This window comes from Salinimicrobium marinum (genome assembly GCF_014651535.1).
GTDB classification, from domain to species: domain Bacteria; phylum Bacteroidota; class Bacteroidia; order Flavobacteriales; family Flavobacteriaceae; genus Salinimicrobium; species Salinimicrobium marinum.
Genome location: NZ_BMXB01000017.1, coordinates 39682 through 65164, shown reverse-complemented (window position 1 = coordinate 65164; position 25483 = coordinate 39682). Strand labels below are relative to the sequence as shown.

Annotated in this window: 16 protein-coding genes and 1 pseudogene; 13 read left to right on the top strand and 4 right to left on the bottom strand. The window is 38.6% G+C overall.

Annotation, left to right across the window (positions count from 1 at the left end):
- The first annotated feature begins 5 nt into the window (after positions 1-5).
- From IE056_RS15755 to IE056_RS15715, 9 genes are all read left to right on the top strand, one after another.
- Positions 6-3485, top strand: coding sequence for a SusC/RagA family TonB-linked outer membrane protein (locus IE056_RS15755; protein ID WP_189605705.1), 3480 nt, complete (start codon positions 6-8; stop codon positions 3483-3485).
- 10 nt (positions 3486-3495) lie between these two features.
- Positions 3496-4980: a SusD/RagB family nutrient-binding outer membrane lipoprotein gene (locus tag IE056_RS15750; RefSeq protein WP_189605704.1), complete on the top strand. Its 1485-nt coding sequence runs from the start codon at positions 3496-3498 to the stop codon at positions 4978-4980.
- A gap of 10 nt (positions 4981-4990) precedes the next feature.
- Positions 4991-5473, top strand: coding sequence for a hypothetical protein (locus IE056_RS15745; protein ID WP_189605702.1), 483 nt, complete (start codon positions 4991-4993; stop codon positions 5471-5473).
- 27 nt (positions 5474-5500) lie between these two features.
- Complete coding sequence (locus IE056_RS15740) at positions 5501-6625, top strand: serine hydrolase domain-containing protein (protein ID WP_189605700.1); 1125 nt, start codon at positions 5501-5503, stop codon at positions 6623-6625.
- Positions 6626-6664: 39 nt separating this feature from the next.
- On the top strand, positions 6665-8314 hold the full coding sequence (locus IE056_RS15735) for a hypothetical protein (RefSeq protein ID WP_189605698.1): 1650 nt from the start codon (positions 6665-6667) through the stop codon (positions 8312-8314).
- A 78-nt stretch (positions 8315-8392) separates the two neighbouring features.
- Positions 8393-9943, top strand: coding sequence for a glutamate racemase (locus IE056_RS15730; RefSeq protein ID WP_189605697.1), 1551 nt, complete (start codon positions 8393-8395; stop codon positions 9941-9943).
- 1 nt (position 9944) lies between these two features.
- Positions 9945-11504, top strand: a complete 1560-nt coding sequence (locus tag IE056_RS15725) for an N-acyl-D-amino-acid deacylase family protein (RefSeq protein ID WP_189605695.1) — start codon at positions 9945-9947, stop codon at positions 11502-11504.
- A gap of 28 nt (positions 11505-11532) precedes the next feature.
- Positions 11533-13254 (top strand): gamma-glutamyltransferase, encoded by a 1722-nt coding sequence (gene ggt / locus IE056_RS15720; RefSeq protein ID WP_189605693.1) that lies wholly within the window; start codon positions 11533-11535, stop codon positions 13252-13254.
- A 39-nt stretch (positions 13255-13293) separates the two neighbouring features.
- Complete coding sequence (locus IE056_RS15715; RefSeq protein ID WP_308427653.1) at positions 13294-14538, top strand: NAD(P)/FAD-dependent oxidoreductase; 1245 nt, start codon at positions 13294-13296, stop codon at positions 14536-14538.
- 452 nt (positions 14539-14990) lie between these two features.
- Here the strand turns inward: IE056_RS15715 and IE056_RS15710 are convergent, their stop codons facing one another.
- Positions 14991-15914 (bottom strand): hypothetical protein, encoded by a 924-nt coding sequence (locus tag IE056_RS15710; protein WP_189605691.1) that lies wholly within the window; start codon positions 15912-15914, stop codon positions 14991-14993.
- Positions 15915-16283: 369 nt separating this feature from the next.
- Here IE056_RS15710 and IE056_RS15705 point away from each other — a divergent pair, with 369 nt between their 5' ends.
- Positions 16284-17678 (top strand): nucleoside hydrolase-like domain-containing protein, encoded by a 1395-nt coding sequence (locus IE056_RS15705; protein ID WP_189605689.1) that lies wholly within the window; start codon positions 16284-16286, stop codon positions 17676-17678.
- A gap of 393 nt (positions 17679-18071) precedes the next feature.
- On the opposite strand, the pseudogene IE056_RS18815 reads toward IE056_RS15705, so the two are convergent.
- Positions 18072-18143, bottom strand: a pseudogene (locus tag IE056_RS18815) (hypothetical protein); the annotation flags it as partial.
- A gap of 331 nt (positions 18144-18474) precedes the next feature.
- Here IE056_RS18815 and IE056_RS15695 point away from each other — a divergent pair.
- Positions 18475-19197, top strand: a complete 723-nt coding sequence (locus IE056_RS15695; protein WP_189605688.1) for a hypothetical protein — start codon at positions 18475-18477, stop codon at positions 19195-19197.
- 597 nt (positions 19198-19794) lie between these two features.
- Here IE056_RS15695 and IE056_RS15690 read toward each other — a convergent pair.
- Complete coding sequence (locus tag IE056_RS15690; protein WP_189605686.1) at positions 19795-20691, bottom strand: hypothetical protein; 897 nt, start codon at positions 20689-20691, stop codon at positions 19795-19797.
- 1 nt (position 20692) lies between these two features.
- Positions 20693-21340 carry a gamma-glutamylcyclotransferase family protein gene (locus IE056_RS15685; RefSeq protein ID WP_189605684.1) on the bottom strand — a complete coding sequence of 216 codons (648 nt, stop codon included), beginning with the start codon at positions 21338-21340 and terminating at the stop codon, positions 20693-20695.
- A 281-nt stretch (positions 21341-21621) separates the two neighbouring features.
- On the opposite strand from IE056_RS15685, the gene IE056_RS15680 reads away from it, so the two are divergent.
- Positions 21622-22239, top strand: a complete 618-nt coding sequence (locus tag IE056_RS15680; RefSeq protein WP_189605682.1) for a hypothetical protein — start codon at positions 21622-21624, stop codon at positions 22237-22239.
- Positions 22240-22250: 11 nt separating this feature from the next.
- Positions 22251-25472, top strand: a complete 3222-nt coding sequence (gene hsdR, locus IE056_RS15675; protein ID WP_189605681.1) for a type I restriction-modification system endonuclease — start codon at positions 22251-22253, stop codon at positions 25470-25472.
- Positions 25473-25483 lie beyond the last annotated feature (11 nt).

The window sequence follows — 25483 nt, the reverse complement described above, 5'->3', positions numbered from 1 at the left end:
TAAACATGTTGAAATTCGTACAACCTTTTCTGGCTGTCACGATGCTTATGGGGGTAATTCTTATACCCAATGCAGCGAGGTCGCAAGAGCTCCTGGCATCTGTAAGACCGCATCAGGAAAAAAAACACACCAATTCTTCACGTGAAATTCCTTTAAAAAGGTTATTGGAAGAAATATCAGGAGAGCTACAAATTCATTTTAATTATGAAAGTGATCTGATAGAAAACAAAACCGTCAGAAGGAATGAGGTGGAAATTAATGAAGAAGGGATCCATAGTTCTCTTCAAAATGTCCTCAGAAAATTAAATCTGAAAATTGAGAGAATCGAAAGAGATAATTATGTCATTTTTTCAGGATCAGATTCAGGAGTTCGAACTCAGCCTTCAGAGGATGGGAACGGTAGTAGGGAAGATACTTCTAATTTGGGAAACCTGAATTCAATGAACGGAGGGATTTACATTTCTAAAACTCAAGATTTTACCGTTGAAGGATCCGTTATTGATGAGCAGGATGAAATGCCTATCCCCGGAGTAACCATTATTGAAAAAGGAACTTCAAACGGAACTGTAACAAATATGGAGGGGGAATATTCCATTACAGTCTCTGATCTTAATGCTGTGTTGGTATTTTCTTATGTGGGCTATGAGACTACGGAAGTTCCGGTAAATAATAGGCAAAGGATTGATCTGGCTCTAGGTACGAGTTCTGAATCCTTAGATGAGGTGGTAGTTACATCTTTTGGTATAAAGCAAGAAAAAAAATCACTTGGTTATGCGGTTCAGGAAGTTTCGGGAGAAGAGATTACACGAACAGAGGAACCTAACCTGATCAACGCCTTAAGGGGAAAAGTTGCAGGTGTATCCATTAATAGTTCAAGTGGTGCTGCGGGTGCTGGTTCAAACATTATTATAAGGGGCATTACATCTTTGAGTCCTTCGGGGGATAATCAACCATTATTTGTTGTAGACGGGATGCCTATTTCTAATTCCACAACTTCAGGGAGCGTTCTGCCCAGTGAAGGATCGGCAGCTTCTGGAAGCAATGAGCAGTATTCCTTTACAAACAGGTCTGCTGATATCAATCCTGAAGACATCGAATCCATTTCAATACTAAAAGGACCTTCTGCTACTGCTCTTTACGGACTTAGGGCAGCTAATGGAGTCGTGATCATTACTACAAAAAAGGGGAAAGAAGGAAAAACACAAGTTAGAGTGAAAAGCACTATAACATTCGAAGAGGTCAATATGACTCCGGATATTCAGATGGATTATAGGGAAGGCTGGAGAGGAAGAGCCCGTGCTTATGAAGATCCGGATAGTCCTTTCGGTTATTCATATGGATATTATACGTGGGGACCACATAATGGTCCGCTGGACAACCCAACCAATCCACATGAGGAATTTTTTAGAACAGGAGTACGATATAATAATTATGCCAGCATTTCCGGAGGAAATAATAAAACCAATTTCTATACGTCAGTATCTAATTTGACCCAGGAAGGAATTGTTCCTAATACCGATTACAACCGAACTACTTTTAAGATTAGTGGAGAGACAAGTTTGGCTGATAAGCTTCGGGTTTCAGGAAGTGCGAATTATTCCAATTCTGGAGGGAGTCGACCTAACGGGGGTGACAAAAGTGTAATTAGTAATCTTAGGAGGTGGTCACCTACCATAAATGTAAACGATTATTTACTGGATGACGGGTCGGAAAAGAATTATACTGAAGGTGTTATAAACAATCCCCTATATCTTGCCTATAACAGCATTTTTGAAGATGATGTAAACCGAATCATTGGAAATATGGGACTTAATTATACTCCGTTTTCCTGGATGACTTTAGATTACAAAGTTGGTATTGACTATTACAATGACAGCAGAGTTCGATTTGCAGCCAACGATATAAAGGTAGCTGTTCCTGTAAACGGATTTATGATTGAAGAAAATATAAATTACAAAGAGATCAATTCGAATTTCCTGGTAACGCTGCAAAGACAACTGAATCCCGATTTTAATGGTTCCTTGACTTTGGGAAATCAGATTACCGATATAAGTTATGACCGTTTAAACACCCGGGGAGAAGGTTTTAATCTTCCCGATTTTCAGGACCTAAGTAATACCACGAATCTCTTCGTTAATAAAAATGCTTACCAAAGAAGAATCGTGGGACTCTTTGCAGATGCAAAACTTGATTATAAAGAAACCCTCTTTTTAAATGTTACTGCCAGGAACGACTGGTCTTCGACATTACCAAAACAGAACAGGTCTTTCTTTTATCCTTCGGTTAATACCAGCTACATATTTACAGAGACCATTGGGGCAGGACCAGATGATTTCCTTAGTTATGGGAAATTGAGAGCCTCCTGGGCAAAGGTTGGTAAAGATGCTTTTCCTTATGTAGTGGGACAGTATTTTGAGGGAACCCCTGGTTTTCCTTTAAATGGAGTAGGCGGGTTTAAAAAATCCAATTCTGCAGGAAGTCTCTCCTTAAAACCTGAAACTACCACTTCTTATGAATTTGGAACCGACCTGAGGTTTATCGGAAACAGAATCGGGATGGATTTCACTTATTTCCAGCAGGCCAGTAAAAATCAAATCGTATCCTTTCCGGTGAGTAATCCCAGTGGACTTTCAAGGTTTACCACCAATGCAGGAGAAATTGTAAGTAGCGGTTTAGAAGCTTTAATTGATATTAAACCAATTCGAACCGATGATTTCTCATGGGATGTAACACTTAACTGGTCAAGGATACGAAGTGAGGTTATTAGCCTTCCCGAAGGTTTGGAAGTGATTGAATTCCAGAACTCCAGCGAGGGAGTTACCAGTAGGGTACTGGAAGGTGGATCTCCAGGGGATTTATACGGATATGGGTATGCCCGTGATGCCAACAACAACCTCTTGATTGACGACAGTGGTTATCCCCAGGTAGTTGCCGATTCCCTTATTTATGCAGGTTCTGCAATGCCAGATTGGACAGGAGGGATATCAAGTTCTTTCAGATATAAAAATTTGAATTTCTCATTTCTGATAGAAGTCAAAGAGGGAGGGGATGCCTATGATGAAAGTAGGATTAACGACTGGGAATTCGGTACTATTTCGGCAACAAACGACAGGTATAAGGAAGTCATTTTCCAGGGCATTACAGCCGATGGGCAGCCAAATACCCAACCGGTAATTCTGGATCAGGATTTCTACAGGTTGTCCAGATATAATCAGGCTGCAGAACTCCTTATGCAGGATGCTTCCTGGGTGCGACTAAGGAATGTAACCCTTTCCTACAGGCTGCCAAAAGCTTTAATGGACAGGACATTTTTCAATGACATTACCTTAAGTGCTACAGGAAATAATTTGTTCCTCATCACTCCTTTTGAAGGATATGATCCTGAAGGGACCACTTATAGTGCCGGTAGTAATGCCTTTGGTTTAACGGGATATAATATTCCCAATACCAGAAGCGTCACTTTTGGCCTAAATCTAAATTTTTAAAATGAGCAGGATGAAAAAATTTAATTTTTACAGCAAATACCTAATGGTAATTCCTATGCTTTTTCTAGTGATGGCGTGCGAGGATTACCTGGATGTAAATGATGATCCGAACAGGATTAGTGAGGAAGAGGTTGAAATGGAAGTGTTGTTGCCAACATCGATTTATTATTTGGGTGATACCTATTTCAACATTTCCTACTACACTAGCCAATATGCGCAGCAGTCATCTTCTGTGGGCAACAATGGCCCCAGCAACCAGAATGAACTTTCCCTTACTTCAGCCTGGATAAATATTTACCTCGACGGCCTTACTTCGGTAGCCACAATAATGAACAAAGCCACTGAGGCTGAAGCTTATCATTACAGGGGAATTGCAGGGATATTACGGGTGATGAACGTCGGAATAGCTACCGATCATTGGGGTGCAATTCCCTTTGATGAAGCACTTTTGGAAGAGGAGAATTTTAGTCCTTCCTATAATGACCAAAGTTACATTTATGCTCAAATACCCCGGCTTCTGGATGAGGCTATAGAAGATCTCGAGCGGGAAGATAACAGTATTTATCAGCCAGGGGAAGATGATTTGGTGTATGGTGGTGACATTTCCAAATGGATTAAACTCGCATATACGTTAAAAGCACGCTATGCAATTCATCTAACTAAAAAAGGAACTATTGAGGCGGCTCAAATGGTATTGGAAGCTCTTGAAAATGGCATGGAGAGCAACACTGATGATTTTGGTTTGGATTATTCCACCCGAACTTTTAATCCATGGTATGCAGGAGTCGTCTTGGCCGGACAGACAGGAAATTCGAATTTAATTATTTCAGAACAGGTAGTCCAGTTTATGGACGGAACAAGCTATCCTTTTGCCAGTGCAGAACTTGAAAATGATCCACGTCTGGACATCATAGCTTTTAATGAATCGAATGGAAATCCATTGATAGGTGGAATAAATGGTGCGGGAAAAGGTGCTGCAAATGCACGTTTTGCTGAAGATAGTTACTATACATCCCAAACTGCACCTGTCGAAATGGTGACGTTCGCTGAAAGCAAATTTATAGAAGCCGAAGCACGTTTCCTTTTAAATGAAGGGGATGCCCGTAGTGAGGGCACAACCCAGGAGGCCTACAATGCTTACCTCGATGGTATAGAGGCAAATCTAACTAAGGTTGGGGTGTCTCCGGCAGAAAGGGCCTTATATCTTACAGATGCCAGTATAGCCGTAGGAGCAGAAAATTTAACCCTTGATCTAATCATGAAGGAAAAGTACCTGGCCCTTTTTCTACACCCTGAAGTTTGGACAGATATGCGTCGGTATGATTATAATGATGAGGTGTATAAGGACCTTTCACTACCAGTTGCCCACAACCCCTTTTTGGAAGGGAAATGGGTGAGAAGAGTAAGGTATCCGGACTCTGAATATAGCAGGAATGATGAAAATGTACAGGAAGTTACCAAGGATGTTTCAACACGTTTATGGTGGGATCAATAAAACTAATCTTATGAAAAATTTTAAAACCATATTATTTGTAGCCTTAGTTACAATAAGTTTAACCTCTTGCTATGAAGATGATAACTGGCTTGAGCAGAACATTGAAGAAACTGGAAGGAGTGTACCAATGATTGCCAGTTTCACCACTTCAGATGAAGATTATTCACCTGGTAATGAAATCACCCTGGACCTTAGGTACTGGTCTAATGATGCTATAGAGCAGGTTGATTTTTTTGCACAGGTAGAAGGACATCCTGAATTGGATGACCTAAGGGTTTATCCATATGAGGAGGCTTATTCTGCACAGAGCAGAACAGATTCACTTTTGATTAGATACACCATTCCTGATGTGCCGAGTGGAACCAGCTTTGGTTTTCAGGTAGTCGTGAAAAATGAAAATGGACTCACTGCAAGCTCAAGTGAGGTAAGAGAAAGTCCTACAGGGGTTCCGGAAGGAAGAGACGGTGGAGTTATTAATTTCAGGGTAGACTAAGCTTTAATTGTACCTAAAACTTTAAAAATGAAAAAGAACAAGATGATACTATCACACTTATTGTTAATCATGGGCATCATGGTAGGGAGTTATTCCTGCTCAGGGGACGATTCCGGTAATTCCACAGATGATACCATTGATCCGGAACCGGATCCTGTTGAAGTTAGTTACGAAATTCCGGAAGGTAAACCAGAGGATTTTGGCTTTAACGCACAGGAGTTTCTTAAAGTAAACAGCCGTGCTTCTTTAATGGAGAGGCTTCATAGTTTGTTGATTATTAGAAGGGACACCCTAATTTTTGAAAACTATTACAATGGGTTTTCTGAAGGACAGGAAAGCAACCTTAAATCTTCTTCAAAAAGTATTTTGAACCTATTAGTGGGAATAGCTATTGAAGAAGGTTTCATTAACAGCATTGATGAAACCCTTTACGATTATGTACCCGAGATCTTTAATGATGAGATGGACCCCAGGAAAAAGGAAATCACTATAGAGCATTTGATGACCATGACTTCAGGATTGGAATCCACCAGTCTGGATAATTATTCTGGTTGGACCAATAGTGATAACTGGCTGGAATATGCCCTTGAATTACCTATGGAAGCAGATCCTGGTACCTGGTACAACTATAGTACAGGCGATACTCACCTGCTTTCCGCTATACTAACAGAAGCAACCGGGATGAGTTCTTTGGAATTTGCACAGCAATACCTCTATGAACCAATGGAAATTGAAGTGACCCGCTGGACTACAGATCCTCAAGGGTACAACGAAGGGGGAAACAATGTGTATGTGCAACCTTATGACCTGGCAAAAATTGGGATCATGGTAAAAAATGGTGGGGTGTACAAAGGCAAGCGAATTGTTTCTGAAGATTGGATAGAAGAAAGTATTGACTTTCAGGTAGCTCCCCAGGGAATATCAAGACCTTTTGAAATAGAAGGTTATGGCTATCTATGGTGGCTCGTTAAAGCCAATGAATACAGCACCTATTCAGCCATTGGTCATGGTGGGCAGTATATGATGACTATTCCAGAACTGGATATTATTGTTGTTCTTACTTCACAAAGCCAAGGAACAACACCTGGTGCACATTTTACAAGTATTGCCAGCTTGGTAGAAGACTACATTTTTGGAGCTTTGGAAGAATAGCCAAAGGAATTCCAGAAATTAATCAGAAAAATCTAAAAGATGAAAAAATATTATATCAACTTAACAAGAAGGTTGCCTGTAGGAGCGATCCTTCTGTTTATCCTTACCATGGGAACAGTGATCTCCTGTTCCGATGATGATACTTTGGAGGAAATAGAGGAAGAGCTTAGGCAGGATGCTGTAATTACTTTTGAACCATCTTATTTTGGTCAAAGCTTTTATACAGCGCCAGATTCAACGCACACATTTACGGTACAAATTAATAAAGGGGAAAGAACTGCTACTGAATTCCGAGTATATGAAAAGATTATATCTAACGGAGTTTTGGAGCAGGAGCGTACAGAACTTTCATCTTTCACTAAGCAATTAAGTGGAGCTGATGATGAGGAGATTCTTATAGAATACCATGTTTCCGAAGAGAGAAAAAATAACGACAAGATCACCCTCGAATTTATGGTTGATCAGGAAGAAGGATCTGTTTCTGAAGCTTTAATTATAGAAGTTCAGGAAGAAGAACCGGAGGAAGATTCAATTCAGGAGCTCAATGACCTTATATATTACACACAACTGGCTCTGGGCGGGCAGGATAACGCTCAGACCGGTAGCTTCTTTGATGTCGAAACGGCTACTGATTTTACCTTGCCAGAAGCAAGCAGTAATCAGGAACAAATAGATTTTGCCATGTTAGTCGGAGCTTCCACAGGAATTAATTTCCTTGTTCCGGCAAACAGTGGATTCCAATATTTTGGTGCAGAAATAAGGGATGCTGTTTATGATGGCTGGGATACTAAAAATGATGGTGAATTCGTGAATATAGGAAATATTGATTCTCAAGAAGTCTTTGAAGGACTGGAATATTCTGCACAAATAATAGAAGCATTTGAAACTGCGAAAGCAACTATTGGAGATACACCGGGCTACGTGGAAAATGAAAACGGACCCGGAGACCGAATTAGACAGGTACAGGTAGGGGATGTTATTTTCTTTAGAAGCGAATCTGGATATATTTCTGTACTTCTGGTCACTTCCATGCTTCCTGATACAGGAGGATTGGTGGAGTTCGAAATGAAAACGGCTGCCGATCCAAATGCTGAACCCCAGGACCCGGATGATGGGGATGGTGGAGATGATGATGACGACAATGAAGATGGGGATATCGCTTATTTTGATGCGGTCGAAATTGGAGGACAGGAGCATACGGAAGTTGGTAGTTATTTCAATATTTCCAGCCAGTCTGCTTACAGTCTTGAAGATGCCACGGCAAACCAATCAAAGATTGACCTTATCATGTTGGTAGGGGCAAGTACCGGAGTTAACTTTCTAGCACCTTCCAGTAGCGGATTGCAATATTTTGGATCAGAGATCGAAGATGCCGTATATACCGGTTGGACGACCAAAAATTCGGGACAGTTCGTAAATATTGGAAATTCTGGAACAGCTGCTGTTTTTGAAGATATATCTTCAGGAGCAGAAATGCAGGCAGCCTTTGATACAGCCCTTGCAGAAGTTGAGGATATGGATGGGTATGTTGCGAATGAAAATGGTCCCGGTGATCGCATTAGGCAGGTAAAGGTAGATGATGTTATCTTCTTTCAGGCACAGGACGGAACTTTAATAGTGATGAAAATAAATCAATTGGCCACTGATAATGCTGGATCTGTAATATTTGAAATGAAGACAGTAAATTAGCCAGAAGTAATGAAGCCTGCCTGTGAAACCACAACGCAGGCTTCTTCTTTTCTATGTAAAATCTAAGAAAATTGAACTATGAAATATTTTAAAAGTAATTTTTTACTTATTCTCCTAATCATTTTAGGAGTTTCTTGTAAAGAATCCCAGAGTGATAACAGAAACACGGCACAAAATGCCGAGCAGGAGGAGGAGCCAATTGTAGCCAGTATCTTAAATGATAAGGAATCCTTCTACTACATAAATTTTGAAGATTACCCTGAAAGGGAAAAAAGCCTTCCTATAGGGGTTTTTGATTCTGGTACTGGTGGTTTAACTGTTTTGGACGCCCTCGTAAATTTTGATAAATACAATAATGACAACAAAGTGGAAGGAAGTGACGACCTTCCAGATTTTACTTCGGAAAAGTTCATCTATCTCGCAGATCAGGCCAATATGCCCTATGGGAATTATTCCAGTGAAGAAAAAACAGCACTTTTAGTGGAACACATCATTAAAGATACCCAGTTCTTACTTTCCAACAAATACTATAGGGAAGGGGAACAGGAATATCAGGAGGATAAACAACCTGTTAAATCTATAGTAATTGCTTGTAATACGGCTACAGCATATGGTAGTGAATTTATACGTGAATTTGTGGATCAAACTGGTATTGATCTAAAAGTAATTGGTGTTATTGATGCAGGAGCGCGAGGTACCCTTGCTACTTTTGAGAAGAATGAGAATGGATCCATAGGGGTTATGGCCACTGTAGGTACTATTGCGTCCAAGGGATATGAAAACACCCTTTTAAAAGTGAAGAATGAGTTGGAATATACTGGTGACATTCAGGTTTTTAACCAGGGAGGACACGGAATTGCCGAAGCAGTGGACGAAGAACCCGACTTTATAAACCGGGAGTTGGATGAGCCCCGGGAGGATTATCGTGGACCTTCATTGGACAATGCGGAATTCCGAATAGATAAAACTTTAATGGACGTATATAATTTTGATTTTGACCATGGGAAAATGTTGTGCGACAATAAAAACACAGATGATTGTCAAATACTTCAAATCAATGATTCAGAAAATTATGTAAGGTATCATTTGGTTAGTCTTCTGGAAAAGATAAGAACGGCAGAGAATCCCCAGCCTCTAAAAGCCATCGTTTTAGGCTGTACACATTATCCATATCTTACTTCTGAAATAGATGAGGTACTGGATGAATTGTACAATTATCAAAAGGACGGAGAATATATCTACCGTGAGTTTATGCAGGAGGATATTGCAATTGTAGACCCAGCGGTGAACGTGGCAGACGAGCTTTATGTTTATATGAAAGAACAGGACCTTTTTAATCCAGCCGGGGACATGAATAACTCTGAATTTTACATAAGCGTACCCAATACCAATAATCCAAATGTGCAGGTAGATGAAAAAGGACGGTTTCCTTATGAATACAAGTATGGAAGAACAGAGGGGGAAATACAGGAATACGTGCAGGTGGTGCCTTTTAGTAAAAACAATATTTCTGAAGAAACTCTGGACCGTTTTAAAAGTTCCATTCCTCAAACCTATAGTTTAATTGAAGAATTTAACCGTTCAAACCCAAAAGCCGGTTACCTGGAAACTTCAGCTAGAATTCAATAGAATGAGAAAAATAAAAAGATATAGCCGAACTATTTTAGTAGCTTCTTTCGCCCTGTTTTTCTGCACTGCTATAAAAGCTCAAAGTGACCTGGATCTTCTTATAACTGGAGCTAAAGTGTTCACTGGTAAGGAGTTTGAGAATTTGGATGTAGGTGTAAAGGGAGAGAAAATAGTTTACGTTGGGGTTCCACAGCAAGAATTGAAGGCCAACCATTCTTTAGATGCCAGTGGTTACATACTTTCACCCGGGTTTATTGACCCACATACCCATTTAACCTATGATCTTTCCAGGGAAGATCGTAAGGCAAACCTACCTTACCTTATGCAGGGGGTAACTACTATAGTAACAGGGAATGATGGTTCCAGCCCTATCTTTATTGGTGATAAGCTTCAGGAATGGGAAAGGAACGGAATTGGTACCAATGCGGCATTACTTATAGGGCATGGTTCGGTAAGAAAAGAGGTATTGGGACTTGATGATGTACAACCTACCGTAGGGGAGTTGGAGGAAATGAAATCTTTTGTTGCCCGCGCAATGGAAGAAGGAGCTTTTGGAATTTCCACAGGATTGTTTTATTCACCTGGGAGTTATTCGAATACAGAAGAAGTAATTGAACTTTCCAAAGTAGCTGCGCAGTACGGAGGGATCTACGATACCCACATGAGGGATGAAAGTAGTTATACTATAGGGCTTATAAAATCTATAGAGGAGGTTCTCGAAATAGCAGAAAAAGCTTCAATTCCGGTACATATTTCCCATATAAAAGCCTTGGGTAAAGATGTGTGGGGCAAAAGTGCTGAAGTAATAGAAATGATAGAAGATGCACAGCAACAGGGATTGGAGGTAACTGCTAATCAATATCCGTACCCGGCGTCGAGAACAAACTTGATTTCGGCAGTTATTCCCCGTTGGGCAGAAGACGGTGGGTATGAGGCTTTATTGGAACGATTCGATAACCGTTCAAATAAGGACAGTTTACAGGCAGGAATTAAGGAAAATATAAGGAGAAGGGGAGGTCCCGAGACCCTTATCTTTTCTTCTGCTGAAGATTCTTCATTGAATGGCCGTTCCCTCGAAGAAATTGCAGAAAGCTGGCAAATTAATCCTGCTGAAGCAGTGGTAAAAGCCCTAAGGCAGGATGATGGTATAAGAGTGGTCAGTTATAATATGACCGATGAAGATTTGAATAAGTTTATGAGTCAGGACTGGGTTATGACCGGGTCTGACGGTACTCCCGGTCATCCACGGAAATTTGGTTCTTTCTCTATAAAAATGAGAAAATTCTATGGGGAAGATAAAATTATGGATCTACCCTTTTTACTCCACAATCAATCTGCTCTTGTAGCAGAGACCTTTGGCATTGAAAAAAGGGGGGAAATAAAAGAAGGTTATTATGCCGACCTGATCCTTTTTAAACCGGAAGAGGTAAAGGATCATGCTACTTTTGAAAAGCCATCAAAACCTTCCAGCGGAATGTTCCTGGTGGTGGTGAATGGAAAAGTGGTCATTAAAGAGGGGGAGTTTACAGGAGAACTTGCTGGAAAATCCTTGCGTAAATAAAAGAATATAAAAATCAAACAAAAAAATAATGATTAAAAGATTCCAACTGCTAACCTATTTATTTCTTGCAATAAGTGTAACGGGGTGTGCTGATTTTAAATTATTTAAAGAAACTGATACCAGTGGAAAAACAGCCATTGCAATGAAAGGAATGGTGGTGACCGCTCATCCCGAAGCTTCCCGGGTGGGTTACGAAATTTTAAAGGATGGTGGTAATGCCATAGACGCTATGGTGGGTGTACACTTTGCCCTTGCCGTGGTATATCCCTCTGCCGGGAATCTGGGTGGTGGTGGCTTTTTGATGTACAGGGAAAATACAGGAGAAATTTCATCCCTGGATTTCAGGGAAATGGCTCCGGGAGCAGCGCATGAAGATATGTATCTGGATGAGCAGGGTAATGTAATTGATGGAGAAAGCTTATACGGGCAAAAAGCATCTGGGGTGCCAGGTTCTGTGGATGGCATGTTTACAGCACATGAAAAATATGGATCAATGTCTCTGGAGAAATTAATAGAGCCAGCTATTCAACTGGCACGAGAAGGGTTTCAGATTACTGCACATCAGGCCAGTAATTACAACAATTTGAAAGATAGATTTTTAGAATATAACCGCAATCCTGGTACGGTAACTTTGATTAAAAATGAAGAGTGGCAGGAAGGCGACCTTTTGGTACAGGAGGATCTAGCCAGAACTCTTACCCGTATTAAAGAAGATGGAAGGGCAGGATTTTATGAAGGAGAAACTGCAGAACTGCTTGTTGCAGAAATGAAGGCAGGGAATGGGATAATAACTATGGAAGACCTAAAGAACTATAAATCTGTATGGAGGGAACCTGTTACAGGGAATTACCGAGGTCATAAAGTATATAGTATGGCACCTTCCAGTAGCGGTGGCATTGCTTTAATTCAGCTTCTGAAAATGTCGGAACATTTTCCGTTACAGGACTATGGTTCCAAAACAGCCACAACAATTCATCTAATGACAGAGATGGAAAGAAGGGTTTATGCAGACAGGGCAGAGCATCTGGGTGATTCCGATTTTTGGGATGTACCATTTGATGAACTTTTGAATGATAATTATATAGCAGATAGAGTAAATGAAATTGATCTGGAGAGTTCAACTAACAGTGAGAACGTAAGGCCAATGGAATTGGATAATATTACTGAAAGTGAAGAAACCACGCATTATTCAATTATTGATACCGAAGGAAATGCTGTATCATTGACCACCACTATAAATTCGGCATACGGATCAAAAGTTTTTGTAGAAGGGGCGGGCTTTTTAATGAATAATGAAATGGACGATTTTAGCAGCAAACCCGGAGTCCCTAATAAATATGGTTTATTGGGAGGGGCTGCAAACTCGATACAGCCTGGGAAACGAATGTTAAGTGCCATGACACCAACCATTGTTGAGAAAGATGGGGAGTTGTTTATGGTGGTTGGTACACCTGGCGGATCTACTATTATAACTTCAGTTTATCAAACTATAGTAAATGTAATAGACCATAATATGAGTATGACAGAAGCCGTTTCAGAAAAGAGGTTCCATCACCAATGGAAACCAGATCAAATTTTCATGGAAGAAGGCGCTATAGAAGAAAATGTCATCCATGAATTAAACAGTATGGGGCATAAGGTAAAAAGCCGAAGCTCTATAGGAAAGGTTGATGCCATTTTAATCAGGCCAAATGGTTCTTTTGAAGGTGCCGCAGATCCTCGTGGGGATGATTGGGCTATTGGTCTATAATGATTTAGAAATATTTTTCCGGATTCAAAAAAGATCATTTTGAAAAAAGTTGTCATTATTGGTGGTGGGATTTCTGGTTTATGTTCCGCCTACTATCTACTTAAAGAAGGGTACGAGGTAACCCTTCTGGAGAAGAAAGATTTATCGGAAGGAGCCTCGGTCGTTAATGCAGGATATAACACACCTCGTCACATAATTCCACTAGCCGCCCCTGGAATGGTAAACCAGGGGTTAAAGTGGATGTGGAAAAGTACAAGTCCATTCTATATTAAACCGAGATGGAATCTTGAATTTTTCGATTGGGCATGGAAATTTAAGAAGTCGTCCACTAAAGCCCATGTGGAGCGATCAATTCCTGTTTTGAAAGAGATCAGTCTTAAAAGCAATATCCTTTATGAAGAAATCCTTGAAACTGTGGATTTTGATACACATTATAGGAAAGATGGACTCCTAACAGTATTCCAAACAGAAAAAGCTAAAAAGACAGAAATTGAAAAAGGGAAAATGATCCAATCCGAGAATCTTGATGTGGAAGTACTGTCCAAAAATGAAGTTTTGGACATGCAACCTGTTCTTGATGAAAAAATCTTAGGTGCAGTTTACTATAAATGCGATGCTCATTCTACCCCAGGGGATTTCATTAGTCGATTTGGAGATTGGCTTACAAAAAATGGAGCTGATTTAATTTTCAATGAAGAAGTTATTGAGCTGATAAGAAAAGGGAATGATTTAGTCAGCGTGAAAACCAGTAGCAGGAATTATGAAGCCGATTTATTCGTTCTTGCTGCTGGTAGCTGGTCTCCTCAACTCACCAAAACGCTCGGCCTAAAGATCCCAATCCAGGGAGGAAAAGGTTATAGCATGGATGTTTACAGGGAAACCGGAATAACTCTGCCTGCCATTTTAGCTGAATCAAAGGTGGCTGTAACACCAATGGATGGTTTTACAAGGTTTGCAGGTACTATGGAATTTTCAGGAAATAATGATATTATTAGAAAAGAAAGAGTTGGGGCCATAGCAAAGGCTGCAAAGGATTATTATAAGAATATCGAACTTACCATGGAAGAAATGGACAATGCACGCTCAGGTTTGCGACCAGTTTCCCCGGATGGTTTACCTTTTATTGGAAAAACCTCCCGTTATAACAATCTTATTATAGCGGCAGGCCATGCTATGATAGGTTGGAGTTTGGGAGCGGTGACAGGCAAATTGGTCAGCCAGATTGCCACAGGTCGAAAACCTTCTGTTAATCTTTATCCTTTCAGACCAGATAGATTTTTTTAAAGTTTGGAAGGATTTTCTTTCTTATTGATTTTTGGGAAATATTCCAGTGGTTTTAAGAAGTGCAAGCTAATGCTGGAGACTTTTATTTAGAAAACAGTGGGGAATTCTGGTCTTTGAATTTTAAACTCCACTAAGTTATTAATCAGGTGAGGTTTAAAGGCCTCTTTTGAGCAATACCCATCAAAAGAGCAAAGCAATTACATATTGACCATCTGTAACTCAGCCGTAAATCGAGCAGTCTCTCTGGAGGGAGAAAACCAGCGGGTAGCATTTTTTACACAGTTAAACAGTCCGGTGTAAAGGATTACCTATTTTCTAGATGAACCTTCCGCAGGATTACCCAGTGACAATATTCCTGTACTGGATAATATTCTAAAGAAGCGTATAGAGAAAGAAAACATTTTCTATACTTTTAATTAGAATAGGTTTTCCCTGCGAACGAAATAATGAAATTATTGTATTACTTCCACAAAGATGTCGGGTTTTGGGGTTGAGTTTTCCAGATTCTGTCGATAAAATCCGGAAGAGATACTTATTATTTGACCTAAATAATTTTCGAAAAGCAAATGAGGGAAACCTTTAGATTCAACGGTAGTGACTTTTCCCGTGCTCAAATTGTACAACTGAATTTTTCTTTCAAAAGTTGACTCGTTTCCGGAGTAATCATCGGGATTATTACTGGATCCTAAAATCAAATTTCCGTTTCTGCTGATGCCGGATGGGTAATATGGTTTCTCAAAAGAATCTTCCAAGTTAAAAGAGTTGGTGGAGTATAACCTGTTTTCAAGAAGATTCACTACGTAATCTCTTTCCGGGCTATAAAGGGTTTTCTTTTTCCATCGGGATTTTATAGGAATGTTTACAAGCTGTTGATTAGATATTTTACCTGTTGAACTAATCGAAAATTTGAAACTTTGAGGTTCCTGAAAATATCCCACAAGTATCTCATTCCCTTTTAAAGGAATCAAATGATAATTACCATTACCGAAATGAGTACTGAAATGTTCTTTTTTATCGATAAATTCCAGGTTTGCATTCGTCCGTTTATAAGTAAAAATTGCTTTGCTGGTGGTAAAACAGAAAATGTTATTTCCTAAATAGGCAAAGTCATCGTAACCCCCTATATTTTCCGGAGCGAGTTCATACTTATAGTTGAGGTCACCAGCATCATATACATCTAGTTTAGTTCCCTGAGGAAAAAATAGCTCCTGCCCATTTTCAGTGGAATAAAGACGCATCTCAATACTGGTACCTCCACCTGGTAATTTGTTAGCCTTAGCCGAGATTTCATTGGAGTGATAATTATATTTTACGAGATTGTAGTTTTGACCATTCACTCTGCCGTAAAAAAAGATTTCCGGCTTATCCTGATCCATAGATACAAAATCTACAGAATCAAAATTCAAAACTTCAGGATGTGTCCATTGCAGCTCCCAGGCATTACTGTTGGTATTTGTTTGGAAGCTAACATTTCCGAATATATCAATACATATAGTTACTTTTCCCAGTACATGCAGGGTGACGTTCTACGGTACAAAAAGGTACATTAAATTGACAGGGGATTTAGCTATGAATATTTTCTCAAATTTTCAGTAATAAATTCACCAGTTAGTTCCCTTTTCTGCTGTTATCCTGTAGCTATAGCTTTTAATTTCTTACATTCGTTTTGATATAACGAGTTAGTGTTAATGTACAACATTCTCCAAAAATTAATTACAGATAAAAGCCTTCTAAATGAATAAATTATGAGAATATTTATTTGCCTGTTTCTAATTTCAAGTTCTCTTTTTGCACAAACCATATCTAAAACATCTAATTCCTCATCACTGAAGCCACGTTTGGTTGTTTTGACCGATATCTCAACCTGGGAACCAGATGACCATGAATCACTGATCAGGCTTATGGTTCATGCAGATATGTATGAAATTGAAGCAATTATCATTTCAACTGGCTGGAGTATAAAGAATGTTGATCATGTGAATCATTTTAAAGAGATTGCGACCGGGGTAATAGATGCTTACCAAAAAGATTTACCTAATCTGATCAAACGTTCAGATCAACATGGATTTTCTCAAGACAATGAGAAGCAGGAAATTGGATACTGGCCCAGTGCAGATTACCTGAAAAAGCGTACCATGTTTGGTAGCAAGTTAATGGGTATGGATAAGATTGGTGCCGACAATAAATCGGAAGGTAGTAATTTTATTATCCAATTGGCTGATGAAGATGATGGTCGCCCCCTTTGGGTAACCTTTTGGGGAGGTGGGAACACACTGGCTCAATCCATTTGGCAGGTACAGGAGAACCGAAGCAAATCAGAAGTAGAAGCGTTTCTGAAGAAGCTGCGAGTATATGCAATAACAGACCAGGACAGACCTCAAAAATCAGATTTTGAAAGCAGTTCGCACGCCTGGATGCGTTACAATTTTTCAGATGATCTTCTTTTCATATGGGACGAATGTGCATGGAAATTTCAGAATGGCACTGGAAAAAGCAACTGGTCAGAATATGAAAAAAACATTCAGAATCATGGAAAACTGGGAAGTCAATATCCAAAATACAAATATGGCGTAGAAGGTGATACACCATCCTTTTTGCATGTTCTGCCAAACGGTCTCAACAATCCTGATGAACCGACTCAAGCCAGTTGGGGCGGCTATTCCAAATGGGGTTCAGGAGAAGATAACATTTACTCCTATGTGAATTATAAAGGAAATGGATACGATACTTGTAGGAAGTATATGGACCATTTTTATCCTGCTATTTTTAATAATTTTGCTGCAAGAATGGATTGGGCAAAAGAAGGTGATGGTAATAGAAATCCTATTGTTGCCATTGATGGTGACCAGAGTATAGACATTCTTACAAAAAAACCTCTTCAGGGAACTACTGTTGTTCTTGATGCATCAGCTTCTTCTGACCCTGATGGTGATACTCTAAATTATAAATGGTGGATCCAACCCGAAGCAGGCACCTATAGTGGCACTGTTAACATACAAAACAGTGATTCAAATAAGGCCACATTAGAAATACCAGCGAATTCTGCTGGGAAAAATTTTCATGTAGTTTGCGAGGTTACAGATAACGGAACACCCGAATTAACCAGTTACAGAAGAATAATTTTTGAACCAACAGAATAAACACTACCGCTAACGCCGATAATATAACTTGAATTGCCTTAGAACATGACTTAACTAAATTACCCTGCACTTGGCCAATACAGAAGTTTTCTTTCCAGACAGGATCTGGCCTTACCGAATTTTGAGGTGTAAACCAGGTACACGGCCATTGTAACATGTTGAAAAAAGGCCACAAAATATTACCAAATATTTAGTCATTGCTTTTTTTGATGAATTTTATGCAATAGCTTTTTTATGGAAATAGGAAAATTAAATTAATTTGGCTGAATGGGAGTAGCTCTTCTTAAATTAAAAATTACTCTCGAAATCACCAACGAAGGTAAAATATGTAAATATTTACCCTTGTTGAATAAACCGAAGTAATTTTTACCCTTATATCAATGAATACTATTTTTAAGACACTGATATCTGTGGATTCTCACGCGCTATCATTTCAATAAATGGGATGTTGTGAGCTGCATCGCCACACCATGGTTATGTAATAATAACAGTGTGCTTTTGGATTAATTTTTTGACGACTTCTACAATTTCATCTCATAATTTCCCTGTTTGGAACCAACGGTTCATACGTGTCCAGTTCAACTTTGTATAATCCACGTAGGCCGGATAATCATAAGGGAATTGATGTTCCTCAACAGGTTTACTGAGAATATACCCGGTTCTAACTTTTTTTATAAAGTTTGAAGATTCTTCAATAAATTATTCTTAAATTTTTATTAAAAAAGTCATACCTTGCTTAACAATTCCTGCTACCCTACGAGCGAATTTAAATCTAATTTCATTTAATTAATTACAAATGAAAAAAATTACGCTTGTATTTTTAATCGTATTATCAATCATTCCGAAAAACATGAATTCCCAGAATGAAGGTGAAGCTATTGCCGCTATTGCCGGGGGTTTATTAGCTATTGGTGCCGGGGTAGCAGCGGTAGAACAAATGAAGGAGCAGGCAGAATTAACTGCTACAGAATGGATACTCTCCAACCAATCCGATATGGAAAGTTTTTCACTTAAAACTTTGGACTTTGATGGCAAAAAATTAAAAGATATCTCGTCAGCTTCAGTTATGACTTTCAAAATTCAGGAATTTGAGCCATCGGACAAACCAAAACTTACCGGAAAAAAGCAAATACTCTTTGCTTTTACCAGTCGCGGTTGGATAAGCGAATATGGAATTGATTTCAGTAAAGTGCAGTGGCATCTTATAGATTCTGATGAATGGATGAATATGATGATAGCTTATTCTAAAGTAGCTTCAGAAAAATCTAACGAAGATTTAATTAAGGAAACTCTTAAGGATGGTAAGATTGTAAATAAAGGTGTGAAGACGAAAAAGGGGGAGGATATTCCATTTTATAAACTGGACGGTGACATGTATCTGGTCTCAAATTATTCTCCGGAAATGAAAATAATTTATAATGAAAAATCACTGGGAATTTTCCTGAAGGAAACTCGAGATTTAGTTCAGATTAGTAGAGGAAGCATAATTGAAATTCATGATTTCTTTAATGGTGGTTAGGGTCTGTAAATTAAGCTCTGTCTGATATTTCAATTCCTCTGGGGCAAGCTAGTCCCAGAGGAATTGGCATTTATGGCCAGCGGTAACCGGTCTCAAAAATTAATATAAAATTGCTGAATCGTAAGGCTCCAGTTATGCCTTGGATAAAACTTGTGAGATGAGCTAAGGTTTTTTCTAATTGATATAGCTTTTGATATAGTTGTTTTATAATAATAGCTCTTTCATGGTGCAATTGTGAAAATTTAATTTTATTCATCCTAAAATAAATCGTTGAATTGCTTCTCATTAAGCTCAAATTTTAAAAAGGAAAGCTTTAAGAATTTAATGTAAAGGTAGATAAGAATTGAAAACCCTGTAAGAATCATAATTATTGAAATAATAGATAATCCTCCAGGTATTGCGTATTTTTTTCCTAGCACTTTTTCTAGTAAATAGAGATATATGTTAGGTGAAAGAAATGTTATCCCTATAGTTAGAAATAATCCAGCTGTTCTAAACAATAATGAGCCAAAAAAAATTTCACTAACGCAACCAAAAAGTTTTAATATAATTCCCTTTCATTATTGGCTAGATTTAAATTGAAAATATACCCTATCCTTAAAAGAAATTTTTATCCAATAAATAATTCCAGTTCACATGGAAATCAAGCTTTAAAGTTTCACCTTTTTTAAGGTTGTAACTTTCTATAAAATAAACTCCTTCATCCAATTTTTCTAAGCCTAGTAATTTAGTCTCGCTTCCACCTATTTCAATTTTGTAGGCATCGGGTTCAGCAGTAAACAAATTTTGAAAGCCAATCACGGAAGAGAAATCAGCAACTAATCGGGCGCATAAAGTTTCCATTTCCATTTTGGAATAGAGGTCTTCGTTGTTTTCTTTGAATCCATTATAATAGGTAGTGGCTGAAAAATAATCATCGGAATTATCAACCATTTGGGAAATTACCTTTTCTTGAAGCATACTTGGTTTATCTGTAAAAGTCAGCTTTTTCCAGGGATGTAATATTCTTTGATCAACAATGCCAGATGATATGTCTCTTAAAAGGATATTATTGTTTTTTTGGTTGTATTTATTAAATCTGTAATAGTGGTATTCGCTATGAATATCATAGCTTTTATTAAGTCTTTTTATAAACCTACTATATATTGGTTCCTCACTTTCTTTTCGGATATGCAAATACTTAACATATACCATCTTTAATTCTTGAACTAATGGAACATTATTTTTTTCGGAAATTTCAATTTTTTTTATTTCATATTCCTTTTTTAAGGATTCTTCTAGATCGTGGTATTTTTCAATATTTTGTTGCTTTAGTTCAATATATTTTTCGCTGTGCTGATTTTTCAATTCTTGTAAGTCAGCAGCGTGTTTAGTTTTTAGATTTTCTGTGGTGTGGCGATAATATCTCCATTGGATAGCCAGTCCTGTTGTAATGACAGCGGCCATAGAGGTTAATACAATAAATATATTTTCCAGATTGAAAAGCTCTTCCATATCATTCAAAATATATTTTATCGAAGAGTGATTTGTCAGCCAAATTTTCCTGTAAGAGAAAATCTATGTCGTACGCATTGGGTCTATAGATAAAAGGTCTTCGGGGATATATGCGATCATTCACCCAAAAGTGGCTCCAGTAATGAGTGGTTGTTATAAACTTTTTTGCAAATTCAACCTCCTTAGCAGCCGGATATTTCTTTTCTATTTCTAAACAACCATCAATACATATATCAACATAGGATTGAACAATAGGAAATTCTTGGCATGGCAAATTTTGTTTTAGATCAGAAATATGGAAATTATTGATATATATCCAGATTTTTGAAGAACTATGGACATTCTTGAATAAGAATGTTACGTTGTTTGAATCTACCTGGACTCTTTGATAACCCTTTTCTCTAACATCTGTTATTTCTATTTCTTTTTCATTAACCTCATAGATTACCCCGTTAGTACTACAATTTTTATCAACAACACATCCTAAAAATGTAGTTGAAATTCCAGGACAGCCAATTCGGCCAAACCAGCCTCTTTTATAACCGTCTACAAGTACAGGTAAAACAGTTTCAGCCTCAGGTGTAGTCCTTAAACGAGATTCTTCCTCCATTAATGATCCATATCCGAAGATGTAATTCTTTGTTGCCATAGTAAAAATTATTCATCGGGGGATGTCGAAGTAAGATGAGGTAGGAGTGGTTGAGCAGAATCTTACTTCCTTAAAAATAATGTTTTTTATTTATATTATAAACCTTTGGAAGGATTTTATCCTTTTTATTATGATGCTTAATTATACCTAGTATTTTTTTGCTTAAAATTCCTAATGAATTATAGGGGTAGGGTGTTAACATTTCTGTAAGAAATTTCTATATTTACTGCACTAAACCTGTGTCCCTACCGCAGTATAATGACTAACTAAAATTTTAATGAATGGCAGCTTGTGCCCAATGCGGTTCTTATACAAAATTTAATGGAGGACTTTGCTACTCCTGTTACAAAGGCGATAACTCCAATGAAGTAGAAGTCTTAGATAAGGAACAGGAAGAAGCAAGGTTAGGTCTTTCGGAAAAAGATCGGATGTACCGCTATAATATGATTAAAGGTAGAATTGCCGAGACCTTAATTCAGGAACTATTCTTAAGTCTTAATTACAATGTATTCAGGTATGGGATGGAAAATACCATTCCTGGCATAATGGATCTTCTCAAGGGAGTGAATTCTGATGTAGCCAAATCTATTAGGAGAATGCCAGACTTTGTTATTCAAAATCCGAAAGATCAAAAAGTGTATTTTCTGGAGGTGAAATTCAGGGCCAGTGGAGAATTTAAACTAAAGGATTTACCTAAGAATTATCCTTATCACAATGCATTTATAATTTTAGTCTCAAAGGCACACATAAAGTGTATTACTGTTCCTGAACTTCAGGAGGGTAAAGAGATTACCCCAAAGACCAAAAATTATTTGGGAAGTAGAAAGGAATTTGATCTCGACAAGAACACTATTATCGAATTCTGCCAGTTCGCGGTGCAATTTTTTGAAGGGGTATAAACTCAGCAATTATGAATAACTCCTCCAAATTCTCTTTTTTAAAGTCTTCTTATCCCGAGCTCTTCAAAGTCAGTGAATTGTCTGAACGGCTGATCCACATTGATGCAAGTTCCTCATTAGCGAAATCTAGATTGTTTTCTGAGAAATTAACGGCTCTGATTTGGGAATTCGAGAATCTTGGTGGATTTGAGGGAACACAGGTTGAGCGGATTAATCAACTTTTCTACAGAAATTATATCCCAGAGATCATAAAAGATCTTCTGCACATAATCCGGAAATCGGGGAATAAAGCTACACATGATGGGAATAGTTCTGAACGCGAGGCGTTATTCATTCTGAAGAAATCTTTTCAGTTGGCAAGATGGTTCTACGAAACCTATGAAAATGATTACTTAGAACCTGAAGATTATTTTCTTCCTGCAAATGAGGAACAAAAGTCAGTTGAGAGACTCGAAGAAGAACTCGCCACTCTTTCGCAAAAGGTAAGCAACTATGAAGAAAAAATTGCTGCTTTTAACCAATCTGAAACTGTTGTAGAAGAGAGAAAGGAAAGATCCTTCCGGGCGGCAAAAAATCTTGGAAAGTCTGAAGCCGAAACTAGAGAAATCATTGATGGAAAACTGCGCGAGGCTGGATGGGAATGTGATACAGTAGAATTAAATTTTAAATCTAAGAAAACGCTTCCTGAAAAGGGTAGAAATATCGCTATTGCCGAATGGCCGTGTGAAGGTAAATGGGCAGATTATGCTTTGTTCGTCGGGACAAAATTATACGGACTTGTTGAAGCAAAAAAATATGCTACAGATATTTCGACCGATCTTCATCAGTCAAAAATATATGCCGCTTGTATAGAAGATCGTTCGGAAATTCAACTTTTAGGCACCTGGGAGAAATATAAAGTTCCGTTCTTATTTTCGACCAACGGACGTTCTTACCTGGAGCAACTCAAGACCAAAAGTGGAATTTGGTTTCTTGATATTCGCAACCCGCGTAATCATGCTGATGCTCTTAGAGGCTGGTTTTCTCCAGATGGGTTGGTGGAGCTATATAACAGGGATGTAGACAAGGCTAATCAACGGCTGCAGGAAAGTGATTATGACTATTTGCAGAGTAAGAATGGGCTGAATCTGAGATATTACCAGATCGAGGCTATAAAAGGAATTGAGAAAAAGATCATTTCCACACCTGAAGATAAAAGAGCTCTGTTAGTGATGGCTACCGGTACGGGAAAAACCAGAACAGTAATGGGGCTGGCATATCGTTTTATTAAATCGGACCGGTTCAAGAGAATTCTCTTTCTTACAGATCGTAGGTTGCTAGCCACCCAGGCATCAGACGGTTTTAAGGATAACAAGATTGAGAACCTGAACACCTTTGCGGAAACCTATCAGCTGGAAGAGTTAGGCACTTCGGTACCTGATTCTGATACGCGCCTGCATTTTGCCACGGTACAAAGTATGGTGAAACGTCTCTTTTACACCGACGGAGATCCTTTACCCATTGACACTTATGATTGCATCATTATAGACGAGGCACACCGGGGTTACAATCTTGATAAGGAAATTGATGAGGAAGATCTACATTTTAAAGACGAACAGGATTATGTGGGCCAGTACAAAAGAGTAATAGAATATTTTAATGCTTACATAATTGGACTTACGGCTACTCCGGCGCTTCATACTAAACAAATTTTCGGTGACCCTGTTCACAGTTACTCCTACAGAGAAGCTGTAATTGATGGCTTTCTTGTAGATCATGAACCTCCATATCTTATCAAAACAAGATTAAGTGAAGAGGGAATTCTTTGGGAAAAGGGAGAGAAACCTAAAGTGTATAATCCTGAAACAAATGAAATAGAGGAGCTCTCTGCGCTTGAAGATGAATTGCGAATTGAAGTTGAGCAGTTCAACAAACAGGTTATTACAGAACCTTTTAACCGGGTTGTGATAAGACAGCTTGTGCAGGAACTGGATCCCGAAAGTGATGAAAAGACATTGATCTTTGCCGTAAGGGATAGCCACGCAGATTTAATCGTCCGGCTGTTATTCGAGGAATTCTCAGCTATAGGTGTTGATGTTCCTGATTCTGCTATTGCTAAGATTACCGGCAACACTTATGATCCTGAAGATCTGACAAAGCGATTCAAAAATGAGAAATTTCCCAATATTGGAGTTACTGTTGACCTTTTGACTACCGGAATTGACGTACCCCAAATCACAAATCTCGTGTTTATTAGAAGAGTTCGTTCCCGAATTCTGTTTGAACAAATGATGGGCCGGGCCACCAGATTATGTTCAGATATAGACAAGCAGTTTTTCCGTATTTTTGACGCCGTACGTGTATATGAAGCTCTGGAGGATTATACTCAAATGAAAACAGTTTCCAACCCCCACGCTACTTTTAGAAAACTGGTGGAGGAGCTGGAACATATCGAAACTCCTGACAGGGCCAAGAAGCAGATGCAAAAAATTATTGCTAAACTGCAACGGAAAAAGAAAAAACTGGAAGCCGGCAGCCTTGAAGAATTTATGTATGTGGCGCAGGGGAAAAGTCCGGAGGAATTAATCGAATCCTTTAAAGCAGTTGAAGGAGATCAGGTGCAGGCAGTATTGTCGGGTTATGGCAAGCTATGGGATTTTCTTGATACAAAAATTTATAATCCAAAGGTTCAGTTGGTTTCCGATCATGAAGATGAGGTTTTGGGAGTTGAGAGAGGTTACGGAAAGGCAAAAAAACCTGAAGATTATATCGAAGACTTTAGAAGCTTTATAAATGAAAACAGAAACAGACTTGCCGCTCTTGAAATCATCTGCACGAAACCCACAGAGCTTGACCGCAAATCGTTGAAGGAACTAAAACTCGCACTTGATCAGGAAGGATATAACGCCCGTACCTTAAGCACCGCCTGGAAATCGACGAGGAACGAAGACATTGCTGCCGACATTATTTCTTTTATCCGTACCATGGCTCTGGATCAGGATCTGGTAAGTCATGAGCAGCGGATTCAAAATGCCATGGAAAAAATCAAAACCATGAGGAACTGGAATAAGATTCAGTTGCGGTGGCTTGACAGGTTCGAAAAGCAACTTTTAAAAGAAACAGTATTGACTAAACAGGATCTTAACGACGATCCCTTCAAGCGAGACGGTGGTTACCAGCGTCTTAATAAAATATTTGAAAATAATCTGGATGAGATCCTTGAAAAGCTAAATGAAAATCTATATTCGGCCTAAATCAAAGATCT